Source organism: Flavobacterium sedimenticola, from assembly GCF_030053345.1.
GTDB lineage: Bacteria > Bacteroidota > Bacteroidia > Flavobacteriales > Flavobacteriaceae > Flavobacterium > Flavobacterium sedimenticola.
The window spans coordinates 391,079-404,851 of the sequence record NZ_JASGBP010000002.1 but is presented as its reverse complement, the minus strand read 5'-3'; the positions used below and the strand labels follow the sequence as shown (position 1 = coordinate 404,851).

The window sequence follows — 13,773 nt, the reverse complement described above, 5'->3', positions numbered from 1 at the left end:
TTACTCAATAATAATCTACATTTACAGTAACTTTAATCGTTCTGTAGGGTACGACCAAATCAAAACTATTCAGTACTTTCTGAATAGTTTTTTTTGTGCCTTGCAGTGACGTATCTGCCGGTATTTTAACCATAATGGTGCGGATGTATTCGTTGCGAATGCGACTCACCGCCGGTTCCTCGGGACCCAACACCGGAATGGATACACTTTGTTTCAATACCTGATACAACCACATCGACCCTTCTTTGAGCTTTTCGAAATCGCGGTGTTTCAACGTTAAGCGTATCAAACGATAAAATGGCGGATAATAATAAATCTTACGCTCGTACAATTGCTCTTTGTACATGCCTTCGTAATCGTTATGCGTCACTTGTTGTATAATATTATGAAGTGGGTTATACGTTTGAATCACTACTTTGCCGCGTTTTTCACTGCGCCCCGAGCGTCCTGCCACTTGCGTCATCATCTGATAACTTCTTTCAAAAGCTCTAAAATCGGGATGGTATAACATGTTATCGGCATTCATGATGCCTACTAGCGATACATTGTCAAAATCCAAACCTTTGGCCAACATTTGCGTACCGACCAAAACATCGATTTCACGATTTTTAAAACCATCGATGATTTTTTCAAAACTGTATTTGCCGCGCGTGGTGTCTTGGTCCATCCGCTTGATATTCTTATTCGGAAATAACTCGGCTAATTCCAACTCGATTTGTTCGGTACCAAATCCTTTGGTTTCCAAATCGACACTGGAGCAAACATGACAATTCGAAGGCTTTGCCATACTGTAACCACAGTAATGACAACGCAATTGGTTTTTGTATTTGTGATACGTCAAACTCACATCGCATTGCGGACATTGCGGCACATGACCACAGGTTAAGCATTCCAAAACCGGAGAAAACCCGCGTCGGTTTTGAAATAGTATTACTTGCTCCTTATTGGCGAAGGCTTCGGTGATTTGTTCAATTAGAGTCAGGCTGAAATGCCCTTTCATTTTCTTGCGGAAATAACTGTCTTTCAAATCCACCAATTCAATTTCAGGAAGTTGGACGTTGCCAAAGCGCTCTTTTAAAGTGACCAAGCCAAATTTTCCTGAAGTTGCATTATAATACGTTTCAATGCTTGGCGTGGCCGAACCCAACAACACTTTAGATTGATGCGCATGGGCCAAAACGATAGCCGCATCGCGCGCGTGGTAACGCGGTGCCGGATCTTGTTGTTTGAAAGTGGATTCGTGTTCTTCGTCAATGATAATTAGTCCCAAATTCGAAAACGGTAAAAACAAAGCCGAACGTGCCCCAATGACAATTTGGGCTTTTTCGGATTGTTGCAAAACGTTTTGCCATACTTCTACCCTTTCGTTGTTGCTGTACTTGGAATGAAAAACGGCGACTTTGTTCCCGAAATGTTGCGTTAATCGCGAAACCAATTGTGTAGTTAAGGCAATTTCGGGTAGTAAATACAAAACCTGCTTTCCATCAGCGATATACTTTTCAATGAGCCTGGTGTAAATTTCGGTTTTCCCGCTGGAAGTGACACCATGTAATAAACAAACATCCTTACCGGTAAACGTTTGGACGATTTCATCGTGTGCTCTTTGTTGGGCTTCACTCAAATAAAGTTGGTTTTCCCGTTGGTTTTGGGTAAAATTGACGCGGTCTTCCTGCAGGTAATATTCTTCAAAAACGCCTTTATCCACTAAAGCTTTTACGATAGCCGAGGAAGCTTGAGCCGTTTCGGTAAGCTGTTTGACCGAAATGGGTTGGCGCTCCTGCGCTTGTAATTGAAAATACTGTAACACCAATTGTTTTTGCTTACCCGCATTTTTGTTGAAAGTGTCCAACAAGGCAATCAAATTTTCTTCCGATTGGTAGTGCGGATGCAAGCGGATATAGCGAATGAGCTTGGGCTTGTAGACTTCCTGAATCGCTTCGTCGAGCGAAATAATTTTTTTATGGATTAGTTTTTGAATGACCGGCAGTACCGTTTTTTTACCGAGTATCTCAATAATGTTTTCGACTTTCAGCGTGCTTTGGTGTTGCAAGGCCTCGTAAATCAGAAATTCATCGTCCGACAATTCGGCTTCATCGACCACGGTGTCTTTTTGTTGGGAAATGATGGTTTCGCTTTCGAGTAGCAAAGCCGACGGTAAAGCGCCTCGATACACATCACCGATGTGACACATATAATAAGACGCAATCCAAAACCAATGGTTGATTTGCCTCTCATTCACAATGGGCTTTTCGTCTAAAATTTGGTGAATGTCTTTGGCTTCGTAAAGCGTTGGTTCGTTTTGATGCAACTCAATCGCCAAGGCCGTGTAGATTTTGTTTTTACCAAACGGTACCGCGATACGCATCCCTTTTTTGATGTAGTGGTATTCGGCTTCCGAAACCTTGTAAGTAAAGGTTTTAGGGAGTGAAAGCGGCATGATAACTTCAACAAAAAAAGACATGATAATCAGTTTAAAAAATGGCAACCCGTTTGAGTTTTAACCCTGACAGCAGCGGCACGAAGTAAAGCGGATGGCAGGAATTACGTTTAAAAAACGCCTACGGATGGGTTTCTAATTCTTTTTCTTTTTGGCGTTTTATTTTATTAATCGAGGCGTTTAAATCGAACCCTAAGAGCAGAATCATGCAGTTAATCCAAATGTAAAACATGATGACCAACAGCGTTCCGATAGAGCCGTACAGCTCGTTATACTTGGAAAATTTAATCACCCAAATCCCAAAAGTGTAAGACGACAGGATGATTAAAATGGTCGTAAAAACCGAGCCGATAGAGATGAAAGAACGGCGTGAATCGCGTTTGATACCGAACTTAAACAACAACGAGGTAGCGAACAAAATCATGAGAATTACAAAGGCATAACGCCCCATTTCGATGAGCGGAATGTTGTCGGACAACACGTCTTGGATTTTGGTTTTTTGCAAAAGAACCTCAAAAATCACGATGGCGGCCACGGTAATGATAAGCAACAATGCCAATAAAATGGAAAGCGCCAACGACACCAAATATTGGCGGAAAAACTTGCGTTTGTGTGAAAAATCGATGTGATGTGAACTCTCGAAACCGCCTAAAATAGAATTGACCCCATTGGTCATCAAGAGAATGGCCATAAAAAATCCGGTTGAAATTAAGCCCGAATGACTGTTATGCAAAATATCGTTGATGATTTTATAGATGGCATCATAAGTGGTGGGTGGCACACTTTGCTGCACAAATCCGAGAAAATCCTCCTGAAACCCTTCTATCGGAATATACGGAATGAGGTTGAGTATAAAAAGCGCAAACGGAAACAGTGACATAAAGAAACTCCATGCAATGGCCGCCGCGCGGTACGAAATAGCGCCTTCGACAATCCCGATAAAATAGTGCTCAATTAAATCGTAGAGCGACAAACCGTGCAGCCAAGGCAACGGTATTTTTTGCAACAGCAAAACGAGCGTTCTGACTATCGGTATTTTTTTGAGCTTGTCTTCTATCTCGATACTCATTTTTTAAAAGGCTTTGAGACTTAAATCCATGTTATACACTGAATGGGTCAACGCACCGGAAGAAATATAATCGACGCCGCACTCGGCATATTGGCGAATGGTTTTTTCATTGATGTTCCCCGAAGATTCGGTTAGGCAACGATCGCCAATCAGCACGACAGCTTTCTCGGTATCTTCAAAGTTAAAGTTGTCAATTAAGATTCGGTATACGCCATCGTTTTGCAAAATTTCTTCAATTTCAGCCAGGTTACGCGCTTCGACTACAATTTTTAAATCGAGGTTATGATGCTTTAAAAATGCTTTGGCTTTGTTAATGGCATGCGTTATACCACCGGCAAAATCGTTGTGATTGTCCTTGAGCATAATCATGTCATACAACGCAAAACGATGGTTTTCGCCGCCGCCGATTTTAACCGCCCATTTTTCGCAGGCTCGGAAACCCGGAGTGGTTTTTCGGGTATCGAGAATCTTCGTTTTGGTACCTTCGAGCAGTTTGACATAACTGTTGGTTTTGGTGGCGATGGCCGACATGCGCTGCATGGAATTGAGCACCAAGCGTTCGGCTTTCAAAATGGATTGTGAACTCCCTGAAACGTGAAAAACAATATCGCCGTGTTTTACCGGAGTACCGTCTTGAATGAAGACTTCGACTTCCAAAGTAGGGTCGACATTTTCAAATATCATTTGGGCAAAGGCGACGCCGGCGATAATTCCGGTATCTTTGACCAACAATTTGGCTCTGCCTTGCGCAGTATCGGGAATACAAGATAAAGAGCTGTAATCGCCCGGACCAATGTCTTCGCGGATGCCGTTTTGAATTATAATATTAAGTTCGGTTTGGAATTGTGCTTCTGAAATCATGGGATTGGTATTGTTTGGCTAAAGTAATATTTAATTTGTCAATTTAAAAATGTAGCAATCAAACAATCTAGCAATGATTTAATGCGATAATGTAGCAATGGGTGAATCAAGAAGTATTAATTGTTACATTGTTTAATTGTTACATTAATTATACCTTTGCACCACAACAACACACTCATGTACAAACTACTCATTCGCCCAATCCTTTTTTGGTTTGATCCGGAAGAAGTGCATCACTTCACTTTTTCGGTTATCAAAATTCTTTGTAAAATTCCCTTTGTTCCCAACCTGTTAAAATCGGTGTATGCTGTCGAGGACCAACGTTTGGAACGAGAAGTTTTTGGTTTGAAATTCAAAAACCCGGTCGGATTGGCGGCTGGTTTTGATAAAGATGCGAAGCTGTACAATGAGCTATCCCATTTTGGTTTCGGATTTATCGAAATCGGCACCCTGACACCAAAACCACAAGACGGCAATCCGAAAAAAAGATTATTTCGCCTAAAAGAAGACCGTGCGATTATCAACCGCATGGGATTTAACAATGGTGGCGTGGAAGCCGCTGTACTTCGCTTACAACAAAACCGAGGCGTTCTGATTGGCGGTAATATTGGAAAAAACAAGATTACCCCGAATGAAAATGCAACTTCAGATTACTTACTTTGTTTTGATGCTTTATTCAATTACGTAGATTATTTTGTGGTGAATGTGAGTTCGCCCAACACGCCGAATCTCAGAGCGCTACAAGAGAAAGAACCGTTAACCGAGTTGCTCAATACCTTGCAATCCCACAATTTGTTGCATCAAAATCCGAAACCGATTTTATTGAAAATCGCCCCCGATTTGACCAACGAGCAATTATTGGATATTATTGACATTGTAAACGATTCCAAAATTGCGGGTGTTATCGCCACGAATACAACCATTTCCCGCGATGGATTACAGTCGGAGAATAAAGCAGAAACCGGAGGATTATCGGGTAAACCCTTAACCAAACGCGCTACAGAAGTGATTCGGTTCCTCTCCGAAAAAAGCAACAAAGCCTTCCCTATTATCGGCGTTGGTGGGATTCACTCGGCCGAAGATGCAATCGAAAAATTGGAAGCCGGTGCCAGTTTGGTGCAGTTGTATACCGGATTTATTTATGAAGGTCCGGCTTTGATTAAGGAAATCAATCAGAAAATTTTAGCAAAAAAGTAAGCCGTATTGGACTAGCAAACCTACCAAGAAAGCCATACCAAAACTCAGCAACGTTCCGATTAAGACGTATTCTGTAAGTTTTCGGTCTTTGGCTTCTTTTAAATCTCCGAATCGGAAAATGGATTTGGCGGCCAATAAAAATCCGACAGCTTCCAAATGACCACTAGTCACGAAGTAAAATACAAACAATCGTTCCAGGATTCCAATGTAATTGCCCGCATTCTGTAAGGAATCATCGTTTTTGTCCCATTTATTTTCAGGCGTCCAAATCGAAATGATGTTTTTGATAATGATGGAAGTTGGCTTTGTCAAAAAAATCAACGCTGTAACCAAAATCCAGAATTGGTCATCTGCAAAAGAAAAGTCGGGCAACTCACCGTTATAGCCAAAAGTAATTCCTATAATGACCAACACGTGCAACCATTGATCAGCTATAAACCAACGGCGTTTATTCTCTTTTCTCTGGAAACGAAGCTTTAAAAAATCAATACCTCCGTGCAAAAAGGCCAATAATAACGCATAAGCGGCAAATGCTTTTTCACCGACCAACACATAAGCCAATACCGCATGTAAAAGCGTATGTAAGTATAAGTACATGCTGCGGTGTATTTTCTTTTCCTTGTCGGCTACCCAAGCGTCGGGCTGTACTATAAAATCGCCTATGATATGAGCTAACAGCAGTTTTATAAAAATAATCATATGCTCCGATTTTTAATTTTTTGACGAAAGTCGGTTTCGGTTTCCAACAGTAAATCGAATTGGGCGCGTTTTCGCCGGCGACTCACGGCAGCCTGATTGATGCCGAGCTTTTGCCCTATGCCTTCTTGAGATAGATTGGGATTTTGCAGGGCTGTCAAAACCAACTCAGCCGACTGCGGTAACCAAGCATCCATAAACGTGGACGCCAAACGCAATTTTAAATTCAAATCAGTGTCTACCTCCTGGTTTCCGGTATTAATGGCTAAATTAATTTTTTGTTTTTTTAACGATTGAAAAACTTCTCCGGAACGCAAAAAAGCGGATCCGTTACTTTCGGAAATCTTATTAGCACTATACGTTTTATCGCCTATGCCGATACTCATTCGGACATCGAGTTTTAACGTTTTGAAATATGCCTTTAACTGTAATGCCACAAACAGTGCTGCTTCCGGCTGCTTAACTTCCAATTGAAATTCGTCGCCACGATAGATTTCCCAATCGGCCGGCGTTTTACCGAAGGTATTCAGCAATGCCTTAAAACCGTTCATCCACAATTCGGAAGACAGCTTTCTGGAATTAACAATATCGCCTGTAATAATACCAATCATACCCCAAATGTAAAGAATAAATCGGGAAAAACAATAATTATTACCAAAAAACGTAATAATTTAATTTATTACCAAAAAGTGTAATAGTTCTGTTTATTACTTAAAATTGGAATACATCTGAAATATAAATTTTAAAAAACGGCGTGTTTTAGTATCTTTGAAAGCGAATATGAAGCCTATCAAAATTATAGAATGTCCGCGCGATGCCATGCAAGGCATCAAAACGTTTATCCCTACCGAGAAGAAAGTCGATTATATCCAGTCGTTACTACGCGTGGGATTTGACACGATAGATTTCGGCAGCTTTGTTTCGCCGAAAGCCATTCCGCAAATGCAGGACACGGCCGAAGTTTTGGCTCAATTAGATTTATCACAAACCACCAGTAAATTATTGGCCATCATTGCTAACACACAAGGCGCCCAATTGGCATCGATTCATCGGGAAATACATTATTTAGGTTTCCCGTTTTCGATTTCCGAGAACTTTCAAATGCGAAATACCCATAAAACGATAGCCCAGAGTTTGGTTACCTTACAAGAAATCTTGGATATTGCGAATGCTTCCGATAAAGAAGTGGTCGCGTACCTGTCTATGGGATTCGGAAATCCGTATGGCGATCCCTGGAATGTGGATATTGTGGGCGAATGGACTGAAAAGTTAGCCAAAATGGGCGTTACCATACTATCCTTATCCGATACTATCGGAAGCTCAACGCCCGAAGTGATTGACTATTTATTCTCGAATTTAATTCCGAAATACCCGGAGATCGAATTTGGAGCGCATTTACATACTACTCCGGATAAATGGCATGAGAAGGTTGACGCTGCTTTCAAAGCCGGATGCCTACGTTTTGACGGAGCCATTCAGGGTTTTGGGGGTTGTCCGATGGCCAAAGACGACTTAACCGGAAATATGCCCACCGAAAAACTCCTCTCCTATTTTACGGCTCAAAAGCAAAACACCAATACGAGTCCGATGAGTTTCGAAAGCGCTTATAATGAAGCAACAAAACTATTCGGAAAATTTCATTAAAATCTTAGCTGTACCCGGTTGTTTTTTAGTAACTTTATATTCCTCAAATTTTAAAGAGTAACTTTTGCCTCGGATTATTCGCTATACCTTTATCGTACTGATGTGCTTGTTTTGTTTAAAGAACAGCGCTCAGGCTACTTCTTTTACTAAAGATTCTGTCAGTTATTATCTTAAAGAATCGAAAAAGCATACGTACACCGACTTTAACAAAGCCAAATTTTATTTGGTAAAGGCCGATAAAATAGCCCGTCAACTCAATGACCAAAACGCTATTGCTGACGTAATATTTCAATTTGCGGCCAATTACTACATAGTAGGTTCTTATGATATTGCTTTAAAAAATTACATCAAAGCCTCTGAAATTTACGACGCCCAAAACAACAAATTGGGGGTTGCCAAATGTTTGATGGGACAAGGACTTATTCAACAGGTTTTTGGCCGAGACCAAGAAGCGTTGAAAAATTTTAAAAAATCGATTGCCATTTGTCGTACACTGAATAACAATCCTTTTACAGTAAAAAACCTTCTGAATATAGGAGTTTCCGAGGCAAACTTAAACCAATATGAGGAAGCCTATCATCATTTTTCCGAATCGTTAAAACTGAGTCGAAAATTTAAATTGGCTGACGATTCTCAGATGGCGATGAATAAATTAGGCTATATCCATTTTGCTCAAAACAACCTTGACTCCTCAGTGTACTACTATCAAAAAGTACTGAACAACAACGTGAAACCAAACTTATGGGAAGAGGCTTATGCCCTGTCCGGGCTTTCTGAAGTATATCTGAAAAAAGAAGATTACGCTACCGCTGAATCTTACGGTTTAAAAGGTTTTACCACAGCCAAAATTGTGGGGGCCAAATGGGATATTGCCCGATCTTCCGAAATTTTAACCCAGATTTATGAAAAGAAAAATGATTTTAAGTCGGCGTATCACTATTTGGTGATTACCAAAGCATATAATGACTCCCTGTATGCCGAATCTAAAATAAAAGAAGTAAATATTTTACAACTGAAAGCCAAAGAGGCTGAAAATGACGAATTGATGGCTAAGGCAGAAACGGCGCAGCAAAAATTGTATTACACTCGTATTTTTGTCGGATTCATTATCATTCTTTTGCTGTCGCTTTCCGTTTTTACGTATCAATATCACAAATACACCAAACAAAAGGGAACGTTTTTCAGGGAAATTGAAATCAAAAATCAAGAAATTCAAAACCAGCAATCGATGATTCTCTCTCAAAATCTGGTTTTGGAAGAATTGAATCAAACCAAGAATAAGATTTTCTCGATACTTTCACATGATTTAAAAACCCCAATCAATTCGCTCATTCAAGTAATTGAACTCAACAAGCAACATGATTTAACAAAGGAAGAACAAGCTTTTGTTTTTGAGCAATTGCAAAAGCAAGTTGAAGGGACTTCATTAATACTGAACCATCTTTTAAAATGGGCTAATTCTCAAATTGACGGAACCAATGTTCATTTTGAAAAAATAGCATTGAATCAAATTGTAGAAGAATCCGTAAACTCCTTTCATGCCGAAGTAACTAAAAAGAAAGTAACCTTCAATCATCATAACACCGAAAGCATTTTTATCAAAGCCGATATCGGACAAGTCCGGATTATCGTCCAAAACATTATTGCCAACGCCGTAAAATTTGCACCACTCCACAGCCGGATTGATATTTTCTATTCTTCAGATGAAAAGTACCAAAAAATTCATATCAAAGATTATGGAAACGGACTCAACCAAAACAAAATAGAGGAAATTATGAGTTTTAACAAACGACTTCCCTCTGAAAAAGGGACTTCTATGGAAGAAGGAACAGGTTTGGGATTGCTGTTGGTCAAACAGTTTTTAATCAATAATCAGGGACAACTCGAAATTCGAAGTGAAGAAGAAAAAATGACCGAATTTATCATTTCATTTTTGAAGTACTAAACACTAGCCGTTAGAGAATTTTTACTATATTTGCATGCAATTTAACTACAACTACAAATTGCAATGAGCACACACAACTCTAAAATCATCAGCGAAGGATTAACCTATGATGATGTTCTCTTAGTCCCGAATTTTTCAGAAGTTTTACCGCGAGAAGTCAGCATTCAATCTAAATTTTCCAAAAACATTACGCTAAACGTTCCTATCGTTTCCGCCGCTATGGATACGGTAACCGAGAGCGCTATGGCTATTGCCATGGCTCAGGAAGGCGGCATCGGCGTGTTGCACAAAAACATGACGATTGAACAACAAGCGGCTAAAGTTCGCAAAGTCAAACGAGCCGAAGCCGGAATGATACTCGATCCGGTAACTTTACCCCTAACGGCTACTGTGGGCGATGCCAAAATGGCGATGAAAGAATTCAGCATCGGCGGAATTCCGGTTGTAGATGACAACGGAATTTTAAAAGGAATCGCTACCAATCGCGATTTGCGTTTTGAAAAAATCAATTCGCGTTCAATAACTGAAGTGATGACTTCTGAAAATTTAGTTACAGCCGCAGTAGGCACAACATTACAAGAAGCCGAAGGCATTTTACAACAGAATAAAATCGAAAAATTACCGGTAGTTGATGAAAATTATAAATTAGTCGGATTGATTACCTTTCGTGATATTACCAAACTATCCCAAAAACCGAATGCCAACAAAGACAAGTTCGGAAGGTTGCGCGTAGCCGCCGCTATTGGTGTCACAGCCGATGCACTCGACAGAGCTACGGCTTTGGTGAATGCCGGCGTTGATGCGGTAATTATCGATACGGCACACGGACATACCAAAGGAGTGGTTACGGTTCTAAAAGAAGTGAAAGCCAAGTTTCCCGAATTGGATGTTGTGGTAGGCAATATTGCCACACCCGAAGCAGCCTTGTATTTGGTGGAACACGGTGCCGATGCAGTGAAAGTAGGAATTGGTCCGGGCTCTATTTGCACCACGCGTGTGGTAGCCGGTGTTGGTTTTCCGCAATTCTCTGCCGTTTTGGAAGTTTCCGAGGCATTAAAAGGAACCGGAATTCCGGTAATTGCCGATGGTGGTATCCGCTATACCGGTGATATTCCGAAAGCGATTGCAGCCGGTGCGAGTTCCGTGATGTTGGGCTCGTTGTTGGCCGGAACCAAAGAATCTCCGGGAGAAACCATCATTTTTGAAGGCAGAAAATTTAAATCCTATCGCGGCATGGGCTCGGTGGAAGCCATGCAAGAAGGTTCCAAAGACCGCTATTTTCAAGATGTGGAAGATGATATTAAGAAATTGGTTCCCGAAGGCATCGTAGGGCGCGTTCCATATAAAGGCGAATTAAACGAAAGCATGCAGCAGTTCATTGGCGGACTCCGAGCCGGTATGGGCTATTGCGGTGCCAAAGATATTCCGACGCTACAAGCTAACGGACGTTTCGTGCGCATTACTTCAAGCGGTATTACCGAAAGTCATCCGCACAATGTGACCATTACTAAGGAAGCGCCGAATTATTCGAGATAATATTTTTAGTTTACAGTCTCAGTCTCAGTTTGCAGTAATGTGAACTGAGATTTTTTTTCAATATGAGAAACAGGCAATGTGTATTATAATAGAAAAGACTGAGACTGAGACTGAGACTCAGACTTAGACTGAGACTACAAACTCATTAAATCCCCAAATAATTACTTGGCGTAATCTGTAACAGCTCGGCTTTGATTTCATCAGAAACATCAAGTGTTCCAATGAATTCATGAATGGATTCTTTCGTAATGGCCGCATTGGTCCGAGTTAAACCTTTTAAAGCTTCATATGGATTCGGATACCCTTCGCGACGCAAAATCGTTTGAATGGCTTCGGCTACTACAGCCCAGTTTTTCTCTAAGTCCTCGGCAAATTTGGCTTCGTTCAATAACAATTTGTTCAACCCTTTCAACGTCGCTTCAAAAGCGATAATGGTATGTCCGAAAGGAACGCCTACATTACGCAACACCGTGCTGTCGGTCAAATCGCGTTGCAAACGAGAAATCGGTAATTTGGCTGATAAATGTTCGAAAACAGCATTGGCAATGCCTAAATTTCCTTCCGAGTTTTCAAAATCAATCGGATTCACTTTATGAGGCATGGCCGAAGAACCAATTTCACCGGCTTTGATTTTTTGTTTGAAATAATCCATCGAAACATACGTCCATATGTCGCGATCTAAATCGATGATGATGGTATTGATTCGCTTCAACGCATCAAAAAAGGCGGCAAAATGATCGTAATGCTCAATCTGTGTGGTTGGAAAAGAATGTTGCAATCCCAAAACGTCTTCCACAAAAGAAGTTCCGAATTGCTTCCAATCGGTATTCGGATAGGCCACATGATGCGCATTGAAATTTCCGGTGGCGCCGCCAAATTTGGCTGCAAAAGGAATATTAAACAACAAGCGCATTTGCTCTTCTAATCGTTCTACAAAAACCAAAATCTCTTTTCCTAATCGTGTTGGAGAGGCCGGCTGACCGTGCGTTCGGGCCAACATGGGAACGTCGTGCCACTCGATGCTCAATTCTTTCAATTTGGCAATCAAAGCAATCAAGCTTGGCAAGTACACTTTTTCAAAAGCGTCTTTGGTCGAAAGCGGAATCGCCGTATTGTTGATATCTTGAGAGGTCAACCCAAAATGGATAAACTCTTTGTAGGCGCTCAACCCTAAAACATCAAATTGATCTTTGATAAAATATTCCACGGCCTTCACGTCGTGGTTGGTGGTTTTTTCGGTCTCTTTAATCGTTAAAGCATCTGCCGTAGTAAAGTCTTTGTAGAGCTTTCGAAGCGATTCAAAAACGCTTTTATCTACATTTTTCAATTGAGGTAAATCACTTTCGCACAAGGCTATAAAGTATTCCACTTCAACTAAAATACGATATTTTATTAAAGCCTCTTCCGAAAAAAAGGCAGCTAAAGACTTGGTGGCTTTACGGTATCTTCCGTCTATCGGAGAAATGGCGTTTAAAGTAGTTAATGACATGTGGTAGTGTGTTGTTTATTCTGAAATCATTTCAGAGTCTTTTTAGTGCTGCAAAAATAGTTATAAGTTATAAGTTATACGATATGAGTTGAGAGTTTTTTACTGTTTCTTGTCATTTCTACTAAAAGGAGAAATCACATGCATTACCTTAGTATTATTTGATTTTTCACTTCGTTCAAAATGACAAAGACTACTATTCATCTTTCAACTTTTGTTTTAACAAAGGCACACCTTCCGTAGCCATCATCGGTATCACTTCCAGCGGATTTTGCAAATCGTATATCGTGGCCGGTTTCGGATCGATATAAAACACCGGAACATGACGCTTGGCATAATGCATCAAACCCGCTGCCGGATACACCTGAAGCGACGTTCCGACAACCGCTACATAATCGGCGCTTTCTACTATGGAAACCGCTTCTTCCAACGCCGGAACGGCTTCGCCAAACCACACTATATGAGGGCGGAGTTGGATTCCGTTTGAGTCGGTATCGCCAATCTGCAAATCCGTAGTCCAATCCAACACTTCAAATCGATGGTGGTCGCTTCTTACTTTGAGCAATTCACCGTGCAAATGCAAAACCTTACTGCTCCCGGCTTGCTCGTGCAAATTATCGACGTTTTGGGTAATAATATGCACGTCAAAATCTTTCTCCATTTCAGCCAAAGTCAGATGTCCCAAGTTGGGCTTTACCTCGTGCAACTGTCTTCGGCGTTGGTTGTAAAAATCGATCACCAAGGCTTTGTTGTTACGCCAACCGTCGTATGACGCCACTTCCATCACCTCATGTCCTTCCCACAACCCATCGGCATCGCGAAAGGTTTTGATGCCGCTTTCGGCCGAAATCCCGGCGCCGGTTAAAACCACTAATTTTTTCATTTTCCTTTCTTTTCTTCGG

At 41.0% G+C, this 13,773-nt stretch carries 11 protein-coding genes; 4 read left to right on the top strand and 7 right to left on the bottom strand.

All coding sequences use genetic code 11. The features are described 5' to 3' along the window. Nucleotides 1–4: 4 nt before the first annotated feature. The 3 genes from priA to nadC all read right to left on the bottom strand — a co-directional run bounded on the left by priA (nucleotide 5) and on the right by nadC (nucleotide 4,367). Nucleotides 5–2,461 carry a replication restart helicase PriA gene (gene priA / locus QHT84_RS06130; protein ID WP_283238671.1) on the bottom strand — a complete coding sequence of 819 codons (2,457 nt, stop codon included), beginning with the start codon at nucleotides 2,459–2,461 and terminating at the stop codon, nucleotides 5–7. Between the two features lie 97 nt (nucleotides 2,462–2,558). Then, complete coding sequence (locus QHT84_RS06125; protein WP_283238670.1) at nucleotides 2,559–3,506, bottom strand: YihY/virulence factor BrkB family protein; 948 nt, start codon at nucleotides 3,504–3,506, stop codon at nucleotides 2,559–2,561. Nucleotides 3,507–3,509: 3 nt separating this feature from the next. Beyond that, on the bottom strand, nucleotides 3,510–4,367 hold the full coding sequence (gene nadC, locus QHT84_RS06120; protein WP_283238669.1) for a carboxylating nicotinate-nucleotide diphosphorylase: 858 nt from the start codon (nucleotides 4,365–4,367) through the stop codon (nucleotides 3,510–3,512). Between the two features lie 177 nt (nucleotides 4,368–4,544). On the opposite strand from nadC, the gene QHT84_RS06115 reads away from it, so the two are divergent. After that, nucleotides 4,545–5,564: a quinone-dependent dihydroorotate dehydrogenase gene (locus QHT84_RS06115; protein ID WP_283238668.1), complete on the top strand. Its 1,020-nt coding sequence runs from the start codon at nucleotides 4,545–4,547 to the stop codon at nucleotides 5,562–5,564. Here QHT84_RS06115 and QHT84_RS06110 read toward each other — a convergent pair. After that, on the bottom strand, nucleotides 5,550–6,263 hold the full coding sequence (locus QHT84_RS06110; protein WP_283238667.1) for a DUF3307 domain-containing protein: 714 nt from the start codon (nucleotides 6,261–6,263) through the stop codon (nucleotides 5,550–5,552). The two genes, QHT84_RS06115 and QHT84_RS06110, sit on opposite strands and share 15 nt — an antisense overlap. Continuing rightward, on the bottom strand, nucleotides 6,260–6,871 hold the full coding sequence (locus QHT84_RS06105) for a SatD family protein (protein WP_283238666.1): 612 nt from the start codon (nucleotides 6,869–6,871) through the stop codon (nucleotides 6,260–6,262). The genes QHT84_RS06110 and QHT84_RS06105 overlap by 4 nt, the downstream gene beginning before the upstream one ends. Before the next feature lie 169 nt (nucleotides 6,872–7,040). Here QHT84_RS06105 and QHT84_RS06100 point away from each other — a divergent pair, with 169 nt between their 5' ends. The 3 genes from QHT84_RS06100 to guaB all read left to right on the top strand — a co-directional run bounded on the left by QHT84_RS06100 (nucleotide 7,041) and on the right by guaB (nucleotide 11,385). After that, complete coding sequence (locus QHT84_RS06100) at nucleotides 7,041–7,904, top strand: hydroxymethylglutaryl-CoA lyase (protein WP_283238665.1); 864 nt, start codon at nucleotides 7,041–7,043, stop codon at nucleotides 7,902–7,904. A gap of 64 nt (nucleotides 7,905–7,968) precedes the next feature. Beyond that, nucleotides 7,969–9,849, top strand: coding sequence for a tetratricopeptide repeat-containing sensor histidine kinase (locus QHT84_RS06095; RefSeq protein ID WP_283238664.1), 1,881 nt, complete (start codon nucleotides 7,969–7,971; stop codon nucleotides 9,847–9,849). 63 nt (nucleotides 9,850–9,912) lie between these two features. After that, nucleotides 9,913–11,385 carry an IMP dehydrogenase gene (guaB, locus tag QHT84_RS06090; protein ID WP_283238663.1) on the top strand — a complete coding sequence of 491 codons (1,473 nt, stop codon included), beginning with the start codon at nucleotides 9,913–9,915 and terminating at the stop codon, nucleotides 11,383–11,385. Nucleotides 11,386–11,530: 145 nt separating this feature from the next. Here the strand turns inward: guaB and purB are convergent, their stop codons facing one another. Together purB and QHT84_RS06080 are read right to left on the bottom strand one after the other, a co-directional pair. Further along, nucleotides 11,531–12,874, bottom strand: coding sequence for an adenylosuccinate lyase (gene purB, locus QHT84_RS06085; protein WP_283238662.1), 1,344 nt, complete (start codon nucleotides 12,872–12,874; stop codon nucleotides 11,531–11,533). Nucleotides 12,875–13,067: 193 nt separating this feature from the next. Further along, nucleotides 13,068–13,754 carry an SIR2 family NAD-dependent protein deacylase gene (locus tag QHT84_RS06080; RefSeq protein ID WP_283238661.1) on the bottom strand — a complete coding sequence of 229 codons (687 nt, stop codon included), beginning with the start codon at nucleotides 13,752–13,754 and terminating at the stop codon, nucleotides 13,068–13,070. Nucleotides 13,755–13,773 lie beyond the last annotated feature (19 nt).

Coding starts and splice junctions, on each gene's coding strand:
- priA (WP_283238671.1), bottom strand. CDS start 2,461: ATGTCTTTTTTTGTTGAAGTTATCATGCCGCTTTCACTCCCTAAAACC.
- QHT84_RS06125 (WP_283238670.1), bottom strand. CDS start 3,506: ATGAGTATCGAGATAGAAGACAAGCTCAAAAAAATACCGATAGTCAGA.
- nadC (WP_283238669.1), bottom strand. CDS start 4,367: ATGATTTCAGAAGCACAATTCCAAACCGAACTTAATATTATAATTCAA.
- QHT84_RS06115 (WP_283238668.1), top strand. CDS start 4,545: ATGTACAAACTACTCATTCGCCCAATCCTTTTTTGGTTTGATCCGGAA.
- QHT84_RS06110 (WP_283238667.1), bottom strand. CDS start 6,263: ATGATTATTTTTATAAAACTGCTGTTAGCTCATATCATAGGCGATTTT.
- QHT84_RS06105 (WP_283238666.1), bottom strand. CDS start 6,871: ATGATTGGTATTATTACAGGCGATATTGTTAATTCCAGAAAGCTGTCT.
- QHT84_RS06100 (WP_283238665.1), top strand. CDS start 7,041: ATGAAGCCTATCAAAATTATAGAATGTCCGCGCGATGCCATGCAAGGC.
- guaB (WP_283238663.1), top strand. CDS start 9,913: ATGAGCACACACAACTCTAAAATCATCAGCGAAGGATTAACCTATGAT.
- purB (WP_283238662.1), bottom strand. CDS start 12,874: ATGTCATTAACTACTTTAAACGCCATTTCTCCGATAGACGGAAGATAC.
- QHT84_RS06080 (WP_283238661.1), bottom strand. CDS start 13,754: ATGAAAAAATTAGTGGTTTTAACCGGCGCCGGGATTTCGGCCGAAAGC.